15 protein-coding genes are annotated in these 12,247 nt (G+C 69.8%); 8 read left to right on the top strand and 7 right to left on the bottom strand.

Going from position 1 to position 12,247, the window contains the following annotated elements:
* Window positions 1-109: 109 nt before the first annotated feature.
* Genes RUH65_RS13420 through RUH65_RS13410 form a run of 3 tightly spaced genes read right to left on the bottom strand, consistent with a single transcriptional unit; the run spans window position 110 to window position 3,738 of the window.
* Window positions 110-2,032, bottom strand: a complete 1,923-nt coding sequence (locus RUH65_RS13420) for a glycoside hydrolase family 13 protein (RefSeq protein ID WP_313818061.1) — start codon at window positions 2,030-2,032, stop codon at window positions 110-112.
* Between the two features lie 44 nt (window positions 2,033-2,076).
* Entirely contained in the window at window positions 2,077-2,907 is an 831-nt protein-coding gene (locus tag RUH65_RS13415) for a hypothetical protein (RefSeq protein ID WP_313818060.1), read from the bottom strand.
* 12 nt (window positions 2,908-2,919) lie between these two features.
* Complete coding sequence (locus RUH65_RS13410; protein WP_313818058.1) at window positions 2,920-3,738, bottom strand: exodeoxyribonuclease III; 819 nt, start codon at window positions 3,736-3,738, stop codon at window positions 2,920-2,922.
* Between the two features lie 143 nt (window positions 3,739-3,881).
* Here RUH65_RS13410 and RUH65_RS13405 point away from each other — a divergent pair, with 143 nt between their 5' ends.
* The 3 genes from RUH65_RS13405 to RUH65_RS13395 are packed head-to-tail and all read left to right on the top strand — an operon-like array spanning window position 3,882 to window position 6,123.
* Window positions 3,882-4,274, top strand: a complete 393-nt coding sequence (locus tag RUH65_RS13405; RefSeq protein ID WP_313818063.1) for a GntR family transcriptional regulator — start codon at window positions 3,882-3,884, stop codon at window positions 4,272-4,274.
* An 8-nt stretch (window positions 4,275-4,282) separates the two neighbouring features.
* The gene (locus RUH65_RS13400) at window positions 4,283-5,344 is read left to right on the top strand and encodes an ABC transporter ATP-binding protein (RefSeq protein ID WP_313818056.1); all 1,062 of its coding nucleotides are present in this window, start codon (window positions 4,283-4,285) and stop codon (window positions 5,342-5,344) included.
* Window positions 5,341-6,123, top strand: a complete 783-nt coding sequence (locus RUH65_RS13395; protein ID WP_313818054.1) for a hypothetical protein — start codon at window positions 5,341-5,343, stop codon at window positions 6,121-6,123. The genes RUH65_RS13400 and RUH65_RS13395 overlap by 4 nt, the downstream gene beginning before the upstream one ends.
* Window positions 6,124-6,136: 13 nt before the next feature.
* Here RUH65_RS13395 and nadE read toward each other — a convergent pair whose 3' ends face one another.
* The gene (gene nadE / locus RUH65_RS13390; RefSeq protein ID WP_313818053.1) at window positions 6,137-6,961 is read right to left on the bottom strand and encodes an ammonia-dependent NAD(+) synthetase; all 825 of its coding nucleotides are present in this window, start codon (window positions 6,959-6,961) and stop codon (window positions 6,137-6,139) included.
* Window positions 6,962-6,987: 26 nt separating this feature from the next.
* Window positions 6,988-7,452: a MarR family winged helix-turn-helix transcriptional regulator gene (locus RUH65_RS13385; RefSeq protein WP_313818052.1), complete on the bottom strand. Its 465-nt coding sequence runs from the start codon at window positions 7,450-7,452 to the stop codon at window positions 6,988-6,990.
* 52 nt (window positions 7,453-7,504) lie between these two features.
* On the opposite strand from RUH65_RS13385, the gene pyrE reads away from it, so the two are divergent.
* On the top strand, window positions 7,505-8,077 hold the full coding sequence (pyrE, locus tag RUH65_RS13380; protein WP_396180273.1) for an orotate phosphoribosyltransferase: 573 nt from the start codon (window positions 7,505-7,507) through the stop codon (window positions 8,075-8,077).
* Window positions 8,078-8,094: 17 nt separating this feature from the next.
* Here the strand turns inward: pyrE and RUH65_RS13375 are convergent, their stop codons facing one another.
* Window positions 8,095-9,093: a magnesium and cobalt transport protein CorA gene (locus RUH65_RS13375; RefSeq protein WP_313818050.1), complete on the bottom strand. Its 999-nt coding sequence runs from the start codon at window positions 9,091-9,093 to the stop codon at window positions 8,095-8,097.
* Window positions 9,094-9,134: 41 nt separating this feature from the next.
* On the opposite strand from RUH65_RS13375, the gene RUH65_RS13370 reads away from it, so the two are divergent.
* The 4 genes from RUH65_RS13370 to RUH65_RS13355 all read left to right on the top strand — a co-directional run bounded on the left by RUH65_RS13370 (window position 9,135) and on the right by RUH65_RS13355 (window position 11,678).
* Window positions 9,135-9,464 carry a hypothetical protein gene (locus tag RUH65_RS13370; protein ID WP_313818049.1) on the top strand — a complete coding sequence of 110 codons (330 nt, stop codon included), beginning with the start codon at window positions 9,135-9,137 and terminating at the stop codon, window positions 9,462-9,464.
* A gap of 80 nt (window positions 9,465-9,544) precedes the next feature.
* Window positions 9,545-10,174: an RNA methyltransferase gene (locus tag RUH65_RS13365; protein ID WP_313818062.1), complete on the top strand. Its 630-nt coding sequence runs from the start codon at window positions 9,545-9,547 to the stop codon at window positions 10,172-10,174.
* Between the two features lie 119 nt (window positions 10,175-10,293).
* Window positions 10,294-11,316: a class II fructose-bisphosphate aldolase gene (gene fbaA / locus RUH65_RS13360; RefSeq protein WP_313818048.1), complete on the top strand. Its 1,023-nt coding sequence runs from the start codon at window positions 10,294-10,296 to the stop codon at window positions 11,314-11,316.
* 71 nt (window positions 11,317-11,387) lie between these two features.
* A complete protein-coding gene (locus RUH65_RS13355; protein WP_313818047.1) occupies window positions 11,388-11,678 on the top strand; it encodes a hypothetical protein in 291 nt (96 codons plus the stop codon).
* A 14-nt stretch (window positions 11,679-11,692) separates the two neighbouring features.
* Here RUH65_RS13355 and RUH65_RS13350 read toward each other — a convergent pair.
* Window positions 11,693-12,247: ABC transporter permease subunit (locus tag RUH65_RS13350; protein WP_313818046.1), on the bottom strand; the 555-nt coding region annotated here is incomplete at its 5' end.

The following is a 12,247-nucleotide window of genomic DNA, read 5'->3' as shown; positions in this document are numbered from 1 at the left end:
AGAGCGTTCGACTGAAAATCGAAAGGTCACCGGATCGACGCCGGTCGGAGCCACCAGCAACAGAAGGCCCCCCCTCACCAGAGTGGGGGCCTTCGTCGTTCCCTGCACCTCAGCGCCGGAGGAACCAGGCAGCGGAATCGGGCATCAGCTGCCCGTCCTGCAGCGCCTCGTCGTGGCTGAAGATCGCCGCCGCGTACTCCTCCGGGATCTCCACCGCAGTCTGGCCCATGTTGGCCATGACCAGCGCGACCTTCTCCGGGATGTGGTCACCGGAATCGAGGTCATACCCGCCCTGGCCGCCGCCCGTCGCCACGGTGAAGGCCAGTACGCCGAGCTCGGGGCTGTGGAACCGCGACCACGCGAACGCCCCGGTGCCCAGGTCCAGCTCCCCGCGGACGCCGAGCAGCTGACGGTACAGCTCGAAGGTCGAACCGGCGACGTCGACCTGCCGGTCCGCCGCGTAGGTCCCGTAGGACTCCGGCTGGGGCAGCCAGGGTGCCGCGGCAACGGACGGTGCCGCGCCGGCGTCGTTCCCGGGGGAAGCATGAGCATCCGGTGTGGGCGGAGACGGCACGGCGCCGGCCTGAGGTCCGACGGCGAAGCCGAACCCGGGTGCGTCGGCGCGCCAGGGCAGGGGGATGCGGCAGCCGTCCCGGCCCTTCTCCTCGCCCTCGGTGCGCACGAACGTGGGGTCCTGGCGGAGGGAGTCGTCCAAGGTCGTGTGCTCGGGCAGGCCCAGCTCGTCTCCCTGGTAGATGTAGGCCGATCCGGGCAGCCCCAGCTCGATCATCGCCGCGGCGCGGCCGCGCTTCCAGCCGAGTGCCTCGTCCGGCTGTTCGTCCTCGGCGCCGAGGCCGTTGGGATAGCGCGTGGGGTCGGAGAGCCCGAAGCGTGAGGCGTGCCGGACCGTGTCGTGATTGGACAGCACCCAGGTGTTCGGCGCCCCGACCTTCGCGGCCTCCTGGACGGAGACCGTGATCGCATCGGACATGCGCACCGCGTCCCACCCGGCCAGGAGGAAGGTGAAGTTGAAGGCCTGGTGCATCTCGCCCGGGCGGACATAACGGAACAACCGCTCCAGCGGGGATACCCAGGCCTCGGCCACGAGCATCGGATCGTGGTCATAGTCCGCCAGGACGGCGTTCCACGATCGGTAGATCTCGTGGACCCCCTCCTGGTCGTGATACGGGACGGGATGGGCATGGTCCTGCGGGTTGGCCTCGCGGTGGCCGGCGACGTCCTCACCGGCATCGGCATCCCCTGCGGCGGTGAGGAGCCCGGCATCCGTGACCATACCGGGGCGGGCATGGTGGTCCGGCAGGCCCTCGGCCTTCACGAGCCCGTGGGCCACGTCCACGCGGAAGCCGTCCACGCCGCGGTCCAGCCAGAAGCGCAGGATGTCCTCGAACTCGTCCCGGACCTCGGTGTGGTCCCAGTTCAGGTCCGGTTGGGACGAGTCGAACAGGTGCAGGTACCAGTCCCCGGGAGTGCCGTCCGGATTCGTGGTGCGGGTCCATGCCGGCCCGCCGAACGTGGACTGCCAATTGTTCGGAGCCTCCGCGCCATCCACACCGGCCCCGGGCCGGAACAGGTAGCGGTCGCGGACCGCGCGGCCGGCCTCGGTCCGTGGATCGGCGGACAGCGCCTCGACGAACCAGGGATGGGCGGAGGAGGTGTGGTTGGGCACCAGGTCCACGATCACCCGGAGCCCGGACTCGTGAGCGGCGTCCAGGAGCCGTTCCGCATCCTCCAGGTTGCCGAAGAGGGGATCCACGTCCCGGTAGTCGGCCACGTCGTAGCCGCCGTCCCGCTGCGGGGAGACGTAGAACGGGGAGAGCCAGATCGCGTCCACCCCGAGCTCTTGGAGATACGGCAACTGGGCGGTCACGCCGGCGAGATCGCCCATGCCGTCCCCGTCCGCGTCCGCGAAGGAACGGGGGTAGACCTGGTAGATCACCGCGTCCACCCACCAGGGGTTGACGGGATGGTTGCGTGCCTCGGACGGTGGGGTGCTCAGCGGTCCCGTGGTCATGCGCCCAGCCTAGTGGTCGGCCGGTGTCAGGGAAGGGGTGGGCGTCAGCTGGCCCGGCCCAGCTGCCGGACCGGCAGCCAGCGGCGCACCATCCGGTGGTTCGCGATCACGGCGGCCTCGGTCTCCCCGTCCTCCAGGGCCTCGACGGCGGTGCGGACGTCGAAGGGGGAATCGTCCGGCCACACGAGCCGGGCCAGCCCGCCGTAGTCCAGTTCCACGTGGGAATCCGGATGGAAGGACTCCAGCCAGGACACCAGGACGGTCAGATCGTTCAGCAGGTCCATGTCCGGCGCGTGCAGGGAGAGCACGACGGCGGCGTGCCGGCCCCGCTCCAGGGCCAGTTCCAGCGGCACGGTGAGGCGCACGGACGCGGGGGAGTCCGGGTTACCGATCACGGTCACCTCGTCATCCTCGTGCACCAGTGCGAACCAGCTGGCGGGGACGCCCCACACCGCGGTGCGGGTATGGACCTGGTGCAGGGCCTCGGGGTCGCCGAACTCCAGCCGTTCCGCCAGCCGCTCGATGTTGGCCTGCCGGGCCGCCTCGGGGACGAGCAGGGTGAAGATCTGCGGGCGCATCGAGTCGGCCAGCTGCTCGGCCGCGAGCTCGCTCCGCAGGGCCATCTCGTCTGGGCAGAAGTACTCGGAGACCGGGGCCCCGCCGTCGGCCACGGGGACCCGCAGCACGCGGACCAGGTCACGGCCGTGCGGGAACGGGTCGGTGACGTCGCGCAGCAGCCGGCGCTGTGCGCGGCCGGCGGCCTCCTGCTCGGCCTCCGCGCGCGTGCGGCGACTGGCGCGCTGGTACTCGGCCTGGACGGCGTCGGGAAAGGCCGCGAGGGGCTGGTAGACGCGCAGCTCGGACTGGTACTCCATGGCGTTCGGCGCTCAGGGGCCGAGGTCCACGACCACGGGGGCGTGGTCCGAGGCGCCCTTGCCCTTGCGCTCCTCACGATCGATCCAGGCGTCCGTGACGGAGTCGGCCAGGGCCGGGGAGGCCAGGACGAAGTCGATGCGCATGCCCTCCTTCTTGGGGAAGCGCAACTGCGTGTAGTCCCAGTAGGTGTAGACCCCGGGACCCGGATGGCGCGGGCGGACGACGTCCTGGAACCCGGCCTCCTCGAAGGCGTGGAAGGCGGCCCGCTCCGGTGCGGACACGTGGGTCAGGCCCTGGTCCCGGAAGAACTGGATGTCCCAGACGTCCTCGTCCTGCGGGGCGATGTTCCAGTCACCGGTCAGGGCCAGGCGCAGGTTCGGGTCCGCGGCGAGGTCCGCGGCGGCCTGCTCCTTGAGGATGTGGAGCCACTGCAGCTTGTAGGGCATGTGCTCGTCCTCGAGGGCGCGGCCGTTGGGGACGTAGAGGGACCACAGGCGCACCGCGTCCGCACCGGTGCCCACCGTCGCGGCGATGGCGCGGGCCTCCTGGACCGGGTCCAGGCCGCCCTTGCCGAAGGCGGGCTGGCCCGAGAAGGTGCGTTCGACGTCTGCCAGGCCCACGCGAGAGGCGATGGCCACCCCGTTCCACTGGGAGAAGCCGAAGTGGGCCACCTCGTAGCCCATGCGCTCGAAGAGCTCCCACGGGAAGTTCTCGTCCTTGCACTTGGTCTCCTGGATGGCCAGGACATCCACGTCGGTGCGTTCGAGCCAGGACTCGACGCGGTCGGCTCGGGCTCGGAGGGAGTTCACATTCCAGGTCGCGATCTTCACCTGGCCAGCCTAACGAACCGGAGGGGTGGGGTAGACAGGGCGGAAACAGGTTGCTAGGTTAGTTACGCAAGTAATGAACCAATGGACCGAGTCGTCGAAAGAAGAACTCGGTTCTGACCCCAGGAATGGAGCGCCGCATGGAGATGGACGCCGCGCAGCCGATCTTCCGCCAATTGGCGCTCCGGATCGAGCAGGGGATCGTGGACGGGACCTACCCGGAGGAGACACAGGTCCCCTCCACCACCGAGTTCTCCGCGTTCCTCCGGATCAATCCGGCCACCGCCAACAAGGGGATCAACCTGCTCGTGGACGCGGGGATCCTCTACAAGAAACGGGGCATCGGCATGTTCGTGGCGCCCGGAGCCCGGCAGCAGTTGCTGAGCTCCCGCCGTGAGGCCTTCACCCGGCAGTACATCCACCCGTTGCTCACCGAGGCGGCCCGGTTGGAGATCACCCCGGAGGACCTGTCCGGGATGATCCGCCGCACCGCCGCCGATCTCGCACCCGCCGCCGACACCACCCGATCAACCCTGTAGGGGGAATCATGCACCTCACTCCCAACACCGTTCCCGAGACCGCACCCGGCGGCCTCCACCACACCGCGCAGGACGCCTCATCCGGCACCGGCCACGCCGCGGACGCCCTGAGCCGCGAGGCCAGGCCGCTGCCGGCCGGGCAACCGACCAACCCGGAGGCGGCGATCAGCGTGCGCGGGCTGCGTAAGTCCTTCGGCCGCCAGGAGATCCTGCACGGCCTCGACTTCGACATTCCCGCCGGCTCCATCTGCGGGCTGCTCGGCCGCAACGGCGCGGGCAAGACCACCGCCCTGTCCATCCTCTCCGGCCAGGACCGAGCCACTCACGGGGAGGTCTCCGTGCTGGGCCGGGAACCCTTCGAGGACATCGAGACTGCCTCCCGCCTGTGCTTCGCCCGGGAGAACCAGAAGTACCCGGAGTCCTTCAAGGCGGGGCACGTGCTGAAGTCCGCCCCCTGGTTCTTCGAGAACTGGGACCAGGAATTCGCCGAACGGCTGGTGAGGATGTTCCGGCTGCCGGTGGAGACGAAGATCCAGAAGCTCTCCCGCGGACAGCTGTCCTCGGTGGCGATCGTCGTCGGCCTCGCGGCCCGGGCCCCGCTGACGTTCTTCGACGAGCCCTACCTCGGGCTGGATGCCACGGCCCGCCAGTTGTTCTACGACGTGATGCTGCAGGACTACCTGGAGCACCCCCGCACCATCGTCATGTCCACCCACCTCATCGACGAGGCCGCGGACCTGCTGGAGAAGGTCCTCGTGATCGACGACGGCCGGATCCTGATGGATGCCGATGCGGACTCGGCGCGCAGCGCCGCCTTCTCCCTCTCTGGCCCGGCGGCCGCCGTCGGGCAGCTCACGGAGGGCAGGAGCATCCTGCACTCCCGCCGGATCGGCGGCCTGTCCTCCGTCACCCTGGCCGGACAGCCCGACGCCGGCCTGGCCGCCGCCGCGGCCGAGCAACGCCTGGAGATCGGCCCGGTCGGGCTCCAGGACCTGGTGGCCGCGATCGGCTCGCGGCCCACCGACACCATGGGCGAGACCGTCGCCGGAACCCCGAAGGAGTCACGATGAGCACCGCAACCCTGACCCAGGCCGGGCCCGCCCCGGCCGCCTCCGCCCACCACGGGATGAATCCCGTCCTGCGCATCGTCCGGCTGCACTTCGTGGACCGCCTGCAGATGTTCTGGGTGCCGATCATCATGCTGGCCTCCGTGGCCGCCGTGTGTGTGGTCATCTTCCTGCTGCTGGTGGCCCTGACGCCGGCTACGGCCGACGAACTGGCCGAAGGCTTCCGCTACAACCAGGCCGCCCTGTGGTCCTGGCCGGGTTTCATCGTGACGATCGGCGTCTACGCCTACGCCCGGACCATGCCCTTCGCCATCGGCATGATGGGATCCACCCGCCGGCACTACTGGGCCGGGACCGCCCTGTGGATCGTGGTGCACTCCGTCTACCTGGCGGCGTTGATCGGCATCTTCCTGCTGCTGGAGCAGGCCACCGGACACTGGTTCACCGGGGCACGCATGTTCGATGTCTACGCGCTGGGCGATGGTGACCTGGGGGCCGCCCTGCTCATCAGCTTCGCGATCGCCCTCGTGTGCCTCTCGGTCGGTGCCGGCCTGGCCGCCGTCTACCTGCGGTGGGGCCAGTACGGCGTGATGGCCGGGATCGCCGGGCTGCTGATCATCATCCTCGGGGCGGTGGCCCTGGTGCTCGGCACCGGGGTGGACCTGATGACGTTCTTCACGACGAACCTCATCGCCAAGATCGCCGGCCTGCTGGTCGTGATCGCCGTCCTCGCCAACGGGGTGTCCTGGCTGGTCATGCGCAAGGTGCCCGTGGGGCGTTAGGCCCGGGCGAACGTCAGCCGCGCCACCAGCCGTCCAGGATGGTGACCGGCGTCGTTCGCTTGTGCCGGGAGCGCAGGTAGATGGATTCCAGCTTCTCGGCGGCCTCCTCCGGGACCGTGCGGCCCTCAAGGTAGTCGTCGATCGTGTCATAGTCCAGACCCAGTTCGGCCTCGTCGGTCTGACCCGGTTTGCCGTCCAGCAGGTCCGCCGTGGGCACCTTGGACCACAGCCTCTCGGCGGCACCGAGGTGGCGGAGCACCGAGCGATTCTGGCGTTTGTTCAAGCCGAACAGCGGCAGCACATCCGCGCCGCCGTCGCCGTACTTGGTGAAGAACCCGGTCACGGACTCGGCCGCCTGGTCCGTTCCGATCACCAGGAGGCCATGGCCCCCGGCGATCGCATACTGGGCGACCATGCGCACGCGTGCCTTGACATTGCCCTTGTTGAAGTCGGAGATCGGTTCGCCGAGGGCGGTGTCGAACTCGGACTCGAACCCGTCCACGGCGGCGGCGATGTCAAAGGTCACCTCGCGGTCGGCGCGGATGAAGTCCAAGGCGGCCCGGGCGTCGTCCTCGTCGTGCTGCACGTTGTAGGGCAGGCGGACCGCGACGAACTCGGCCTGCTCGCCCTCAGTCCGGAGCCCCTCGACGGCCAGCTGGGCCAGGCGGCCGGCCAGGGTGGAGTCCAGGCCTCCGGAGATGCCGAGGGCGAATCCCTGGGCGCCAGAGGCCCGGAGATAATCCTGGAGGAAGGCCACGCGTCTGGCCGCCTCGACGGCCGGATCGATCTCGGGGCTGACGCCCATCTCGGCGATGATCTCTCGCTGCAGTTCACGCATGAGCCCAGCCTAGGCCCCGGGATGTTTCAGGCATGTTCCCAGCCGAGGTTCCTGGCCATGGTCTTCAGCGCCTGGACCACCCTCTGGTACTGCCCGTCATCGAGCCCCTCGGTGATCTCCGCCCGGAGTTCCTCCACCACGGCGGCCACGCGCTCGCCGGACGTGCGTCCCGTGCTGGTGAGGGTGTACATCCCGCCCTCGGCCACCAGCCAGCCGGACTCGACGAGCTCGTCCAGGTGCTCCTCGACCGTCCGCGGACCCTCCTCGGTGGTGGCCGCCGCCGGCGCCAGCGACTGGCCGAGCTCCTCGCTGGTCTGGGGCCGCGCCGTCAGGGTGTTCATCAACTGCCACTGGGCGCGGGTGAGCCCGTGTTCGGCGAGGGACTCGTTGACGCGCGTGGTCAGCAGGGTGTCCACCAGGTTGATCCAGTAGCTGAGCATCTGTTCGGTGGGGGTGCCCGTCGGGGCCTCCCGGTCAATGGGGTCACTCATGTCACCACCCTAGGAGTGCACTGCCGGAGAATCCAGAGTCAGGGAATCTAGGATGGAGTCCATGACGAATCAGACCCAGGACCGTGCCCGACTGCTGGAACTCATCAAGGAACTGGCCGTGGTGCGCGGAAGGGTCACCCTCTCCTCCGGCACGGAGGCCGACTACTACATCGACCTGCGCCGCATCACCCTCCACCATGAGGCTGCCCCGCTGGTGGGACGGGTGATGCTGGACCTGCTGGACCAGGCCGGCGTCGAGGCCCAGTCCGTCGGGGGGCTGACCATGGGCGCGGACCCGGTCGGCACCGCCATGCTGCACGAGGCCGGCCGCCAGGGCCGGGCCCTGGACGCCTTCGTGGTCCGCAAAGCGCAGAAGTCCTACGGCATGGGCCGCCAGGTGGAGGGGCCGTCGGTGGACGGACGCCCCGTCGTCGTCCTCGAGGACACCTCCACCACCGGCGGGTCGGCGCTGACCGCCGTCGAGGGAGTCCGCCAGGCCGGTGGCCAGGTGCAGGCCGTGGCCGTGATCGTGGACCGGGACACCGGCGCCGCCGAGCGCATCGAGGAGGAGGCCGGGGTGCAGTACCTGTACGCCTTCGGCAAGGACGAGCTCGGCCTCGACTGACCGGTAGACCTCGCGGGTCACAGCCAGTCGTTGCGCTTGAACAGGATGAACAGCGTCAGCGCCACGGCCAGCATCAGCCCCAGGGCGAACGGGTAGCCCCACACCCAGTGCAGCTCGGGCATGAGGTCGAAGTTCATGCCGTAGATCGAGCCCACCAGCTGCGGGGCGAAGATGATGGCCGCCCAGGACGAGATGCGCTTGACCTGCTCGTTCTGCGCCACGGAGACCTCGGCGAGCTTCTTCGAGGTCAGGGTGGAGTCCAGCTCCAGGGCGTGCTCGAGCATCGTGCGCATGGAGGTGACGCGGTCATTGAGCTGCACGCTGTGGTCGTGCACGTCACGCAGTTTGCGGAGTAGCTCGACCTTGCCCGGATCCCCCTCCAGGGCCTCGACCAGGGTCTCCAGCATGTGCGGCAGGGATCGGATCGCCCGGTGAAAACCCACCACCTCGCGGGAGAGCTCATAGATGCGGCGGGTCACGTTGCCGTCCCCGGCGAAGATCTGGTCCTCGATCTCGGCGATGTCGTTCTCCAGGCCCTCGGCCACGGGGAAGTAGTCGTCCACCACGGAGTCGAGGATCCCGTGCACCACTGCGGAGGTCCCGGCGGCGAGCAGTTCCGGCCGTTGCTCCTCCAGGTGCCGCCGGACGCGGGTGAGGTCCGGGACCTCCGAATGGCGGACCGTGACCACGAAGTCGCGGCCCACGAACACGTTGAGCTCGCCGAACTCCACCGTCTCCGACTCGTCCAGGTACCGGGCGGGGATCAACACGAAGAAGCGGTCGTCGTCATAGCGCTCAAGCTTGGCCCGCTGCCCGCCCACCAGGGCGTCCTCCACGGCCAGCTCGTGCAGGTTGAGTTCGTGCGCCACCTCCTGCAACTCCGCCTCGTCCGGCCGGTACAGCCCCACCCACGCCATCCCGCCGAGCCGTTTGCACTGCTCGAAGGTCTCCTGCAGCGAGGTGGGCGCCAGGATGCGCTGGCCGTCCTTGTAGATGGCGTTGTCGACGATGGTCACGGGTCCATTGTGCGCCGTGGACACCGGCTACCGTGGTGCCCATGAGTGAAACCGGTGTGTTCAAGCCCGCAGAGTCCGTTGTGACCGCCCCCCTGGCCGCTCTCGGCCTCGTCGGCGGCTACCTCACCGCCCGGGAGACCGGGGTCCGCGCCCTCGGCGGCGTGGTCCTGGCCGCGGCCGGCGCCTATGCGGGCCGCACGTGGGCCGCCAAGGGCGGAGCCGCCACCACCGTCGCGCTGTCGGCCCTGTACATCGGCGGCTTCGGCGCCTCCCACCCCCTCGCCAAGAGGATCGGCCCGTGGCCGGCCGTCCTGACCGTGGCGGGGGCCTCGGCGCTCGCCTCCTGGGCGCTCGTCGACCGCCTCAAGTGACGCCCGACGCCGGCCCCGGCACCCCGGGTGCCGCGGTGCCGGACGGACCGGAGAACGGGAGCGCCGACGTCGCGCGCGGGGTGGACTCGGCACTACCCGAGCGCGAGGTGGGCGTGGGCCCCTGGGAGGGCGACTGGCCCGCGGGGGAGCAGTGGGACCCCGACCTGCTGCGTGGGGGCGACCGGCGCAATGTGGCGGACCCCTACCGGTACTGGACGCTCGAGGCGATCGTGGCGGACCTGGACACCAAGCGGCACCCGTTCCACGTGGCGATCGAGAACTGGCAGCACGACCTGAACATCGGCACCGTGGTGCGCACCGCCAACGCCTTCAACGCCGCCGGCGTGCACATCATCGGGCGGCGCCGTTGGAACCGCCGCGGGGCCATGGTCACGGACCGGTACCTGCACGTGCACCACCACCCCACCGTGGAGGACTTCACGGCCTGGGCCGCAGCCGAGGGGCTGGCCGTGGTCGGCATCGACATCTTCCCGGACTCGGTGCCGTTGGAGACGTTCGCGCTGCCCGAGCGGTGCGTGCTGGTCTTCGGCCAGGAGGGGCCAGGACTCTCCGAGGAGGCCCATGCGGCGGCCGAGGCCACGCTGTCCATCGCGCAGTACGGATCCACCCGGTCCATCAACGCCGCCTCCGCCGCCGGCATCGCCATGCACGCGTGGATCCGCCAGCACGTCTTCGGCCAGCGCCCCTGACGGGCCGCCGGCCCGGCGGGTCCGGCGGCCTCGGTGGAGTAGCTCGGTTGGGGAGGTCGGTTGACTAGGATGGGCCATGGACAGGGTCACCCGATGCCTATCGATGTCAAGGAGCCGCAATGCCCATCGCCTCACCGGACAAGTACGCCGAAATGATCGACTCCGCCAAGAACGGCGGCTATGCCTACCCGGCCATCAACGTCACCAGCTCCCAGACGCTGAACGCCGCGATCCGCGGCTTCGCCGAGACCGGCTCGGACGGCATCATCCAGGCCTCCACAGGCGGCGCGGCCTACTTCTCCGGCTCCTCCGTCAAGGACATGGTCACCGGTTCGCTGGCCATGGTGGCCTTCGCCCGCGAGGTGGCCAAGCAGTACGACGTCAACATCGCCCTGCACACGGACCACTGCCCCCAGGACAAGCTGGACGGCTTCGTCATGCCGCTGCTGGACGCCTCCGAGGCAGAGGTCAAAGCCGGCCGTGACCCGTTCTTCAACTCCCACATGTGGGACGGCTCGGCCGAGACGCTCGAGGAGAACCTGCGCATCGGCCGCGAGCTGCTGGCCCGCACCCACGCCAACCGCCAGATCCTCGAGGTGGAGATCGGTGTGGTCGGCGGCGAGGAGGACGGCGTGGCGCACGAGATCAATGACAAGCTCTACACCTCCGTGGCGGACGGCCTGGCCACCATCGAGGCCCTCGGCGCCGGGGAGAACGGCCGCTACATCACGGCCCTGACCTTCGGCAACGTCCACGGCGTGTACAAGCCGGGCAACGTCAAGCTGCGCCCGGAGATCCTGGACGAGATCCAGCGGGAGGTCGGCGCCAGCATCGGCCGGGACCGCCCCTTCGACCTGGTCTTCCACGGCGGGTCCGGCTCCTCGTCCCAGGAGATCTCGGACGCGGTGTCCTACGGCGTCATCAAGATGAACGTGGACACGGACACCCAGTACGCTTTCACCCGCCCGGTGGTGACGCACATGTTCCAGAACTACGACGGCGTCCTGAAGGTGGACGGCGAGGTCGGCAACAAGAAGCTCTACGACCCGCGCACCTGGGGCGCCAAGGCCGAGGAGGCCATGGCCAGCCGCGTGGGGCAGGCCTGCCAGGAACTCGGCTCCGCCGGCCAGTCCATCAGATAACCCACCACGACGCCGGCCGGGCGCGTACCGCAGCGGGCGCCCCGGCCGCCGTCCTCGAGAAGGAGAACACCATGCCATGGTTCGCGTGGGTCGCCATCATCGCCATCCTCGTCTGGGGCGGCCTCATGGTGTTCAGCATGGTGACCGGCAAGGCCATTCCGGGCTCGGACAACGATGCCGACCCGAAGGAACTCGAGAGCCTCAAGAAGCGCATCGAGGCGTTGGAATCGGGGCAGGTCAAGCCCGAGGTGGAGCGCCGCATCGACCGCCTCGAGGCCCGCGTGGAGAAACGCGAGCTGCGGGACAACGAGCATGAGGCGTGGGAGCGTAAGGCCAAGGAGCTGGGCCTCGGGGACGAGTGACCTGACCGGTCTGGTCAGCGCAGGGTGCGCCGCACGGCGCTGCTGATCAGATCGACCAGGGCGGAGAGCACCACCAGGGCCAGGATGGTCCCGCTCATGCCGCCGTAGTCGAAGGCGACCCGCTGGTCCTCCAGGAGCCGCCCCAGGCCGCCGGCCCCCACGACGCCGACCACGACCGTCTCCCGCATGGCCACCTCCCAGCGGTACAGCCCGTAGGACAGGAATCGCCCTCCGGCTTGCGGGACGATCCCGTAGGCGAAGGCACTGAGTGGCGGGGAGCCGGCCGCGACGAGGTGGTCATGGGCGCGCCGGTCCAGGTTCTCCACCACCTCGGCGCACAACCGCCCCAGGATCCCGAAGTTGTAGGCGGCGAGGGCCAGCGCCCCGGGCAGCGGCCCTGGCAGGAACAGGAACAGGGCCAGCAGGGCCCAGACCGGCGGCGGCAGGGACCGGGTGAACAGCAGCAGCCACCGGGCCGCCGCCCCGGCGAGCCGCCGAGCGGGACCGGCGCCGGCGCCCCTGCTGCGGGCCGCCACGAAGGCCACGCCCACGGCGGCCCGGCCGGCGAT

Origin of the sequence: Citricoccus sp. (genome assembly GCF_032154715.1) — a bacterium.
GTDB lineage: Bacteria > Actinomycetota > Actinomycetes > Actinomycetales > Micrococcaceae > Citricoccus.
The sequence above is the reverse complement of the archived record's forward strand: the minus strand, read 5'-3'. Positions and strand labels throughout refer to the sequence as shown.

Excerpts from the sequence above, each read along its gene's own strand:
- fbaA (WP_313818048.1), top strand. The coding sequence starts at position 10,294 with ATGCCCATCGCCTCACCGGACAAGTACGCCGAAATGATCGACTCCGCC.
- RUH65_RS13395 (WP_313818054.1), top strand. The coding sequence starts at position 5,341 with ATGAGCACCGCAACCCTGACCCAGGCCGGGCCCGCCCCGGCCGCCTCC.
- RUH65_RS13400 (WP_313818056.1), top strand. The coding sequence starts at position 4,283 with ATGCACCTCACTCCCAACACCGTTCCCGAGACCGCACCCGGCGGCCTC.
- RUH65_RS13415 (WP_313818060.1), bottom strand. The coding sequence starts at position 2,907 with ATGGAGTACCAGTCCGAGCTGCGCGTCTACCAGCCCCTCGCGGCCTTT.
- RUH65_RS13370 (WP_313818049.1), top strand. The coding sequence starts at position 9,135 with ATGAGTGAAACCGGTGTGTTCAAGCCCGCAGAGTCCGTTGTGACCGCC.
- RUH65_RS13385 (WP_313818052.1), bottom strand. The coding sequence starts at position 7,452 with ATGAGTGACCCCATTGACCGGGAGGCCCCGACGGGCACCCCCACCGAA.
- nadE (WP_313818053.1), bottom strand. The coding sequence starts at position 6,961 with ATGCGTGAACTGCAGCGAGAGATCATCGCCGAGATGGGCGTCAGCCCC.
- RUH65_RS13420 (WP_313818061.1), bottom strand. The coding sequence starts at position 2,032 with ATGACCACGGGACCGCTGAGCACCCCACCGTCCGAGGCACGCAACCAT.
- RUH65_RS13355 (WP_313818047.1), top strand. The coding sequence starts at position 11,388 with ATGCCATGGTTCGCGTGGGTCGCCATCATCGCCATCCTCGTCTGGGGC.
- RUH65_RS13405 (WP_313818063.1), top strand. The coding sequence starts at position 3,882 with ATGGACGCCGCGCAGCCGATCTTCCGCCAATTGGCGCTCCGGATCGAG.
- pyrE (WP_396180273.1), top strand. The coding sequence starts at position 7,505 with ATGGAGTCCATGACGAATCAGACCCAGGACCGTGCCCGACTGCTGGAA.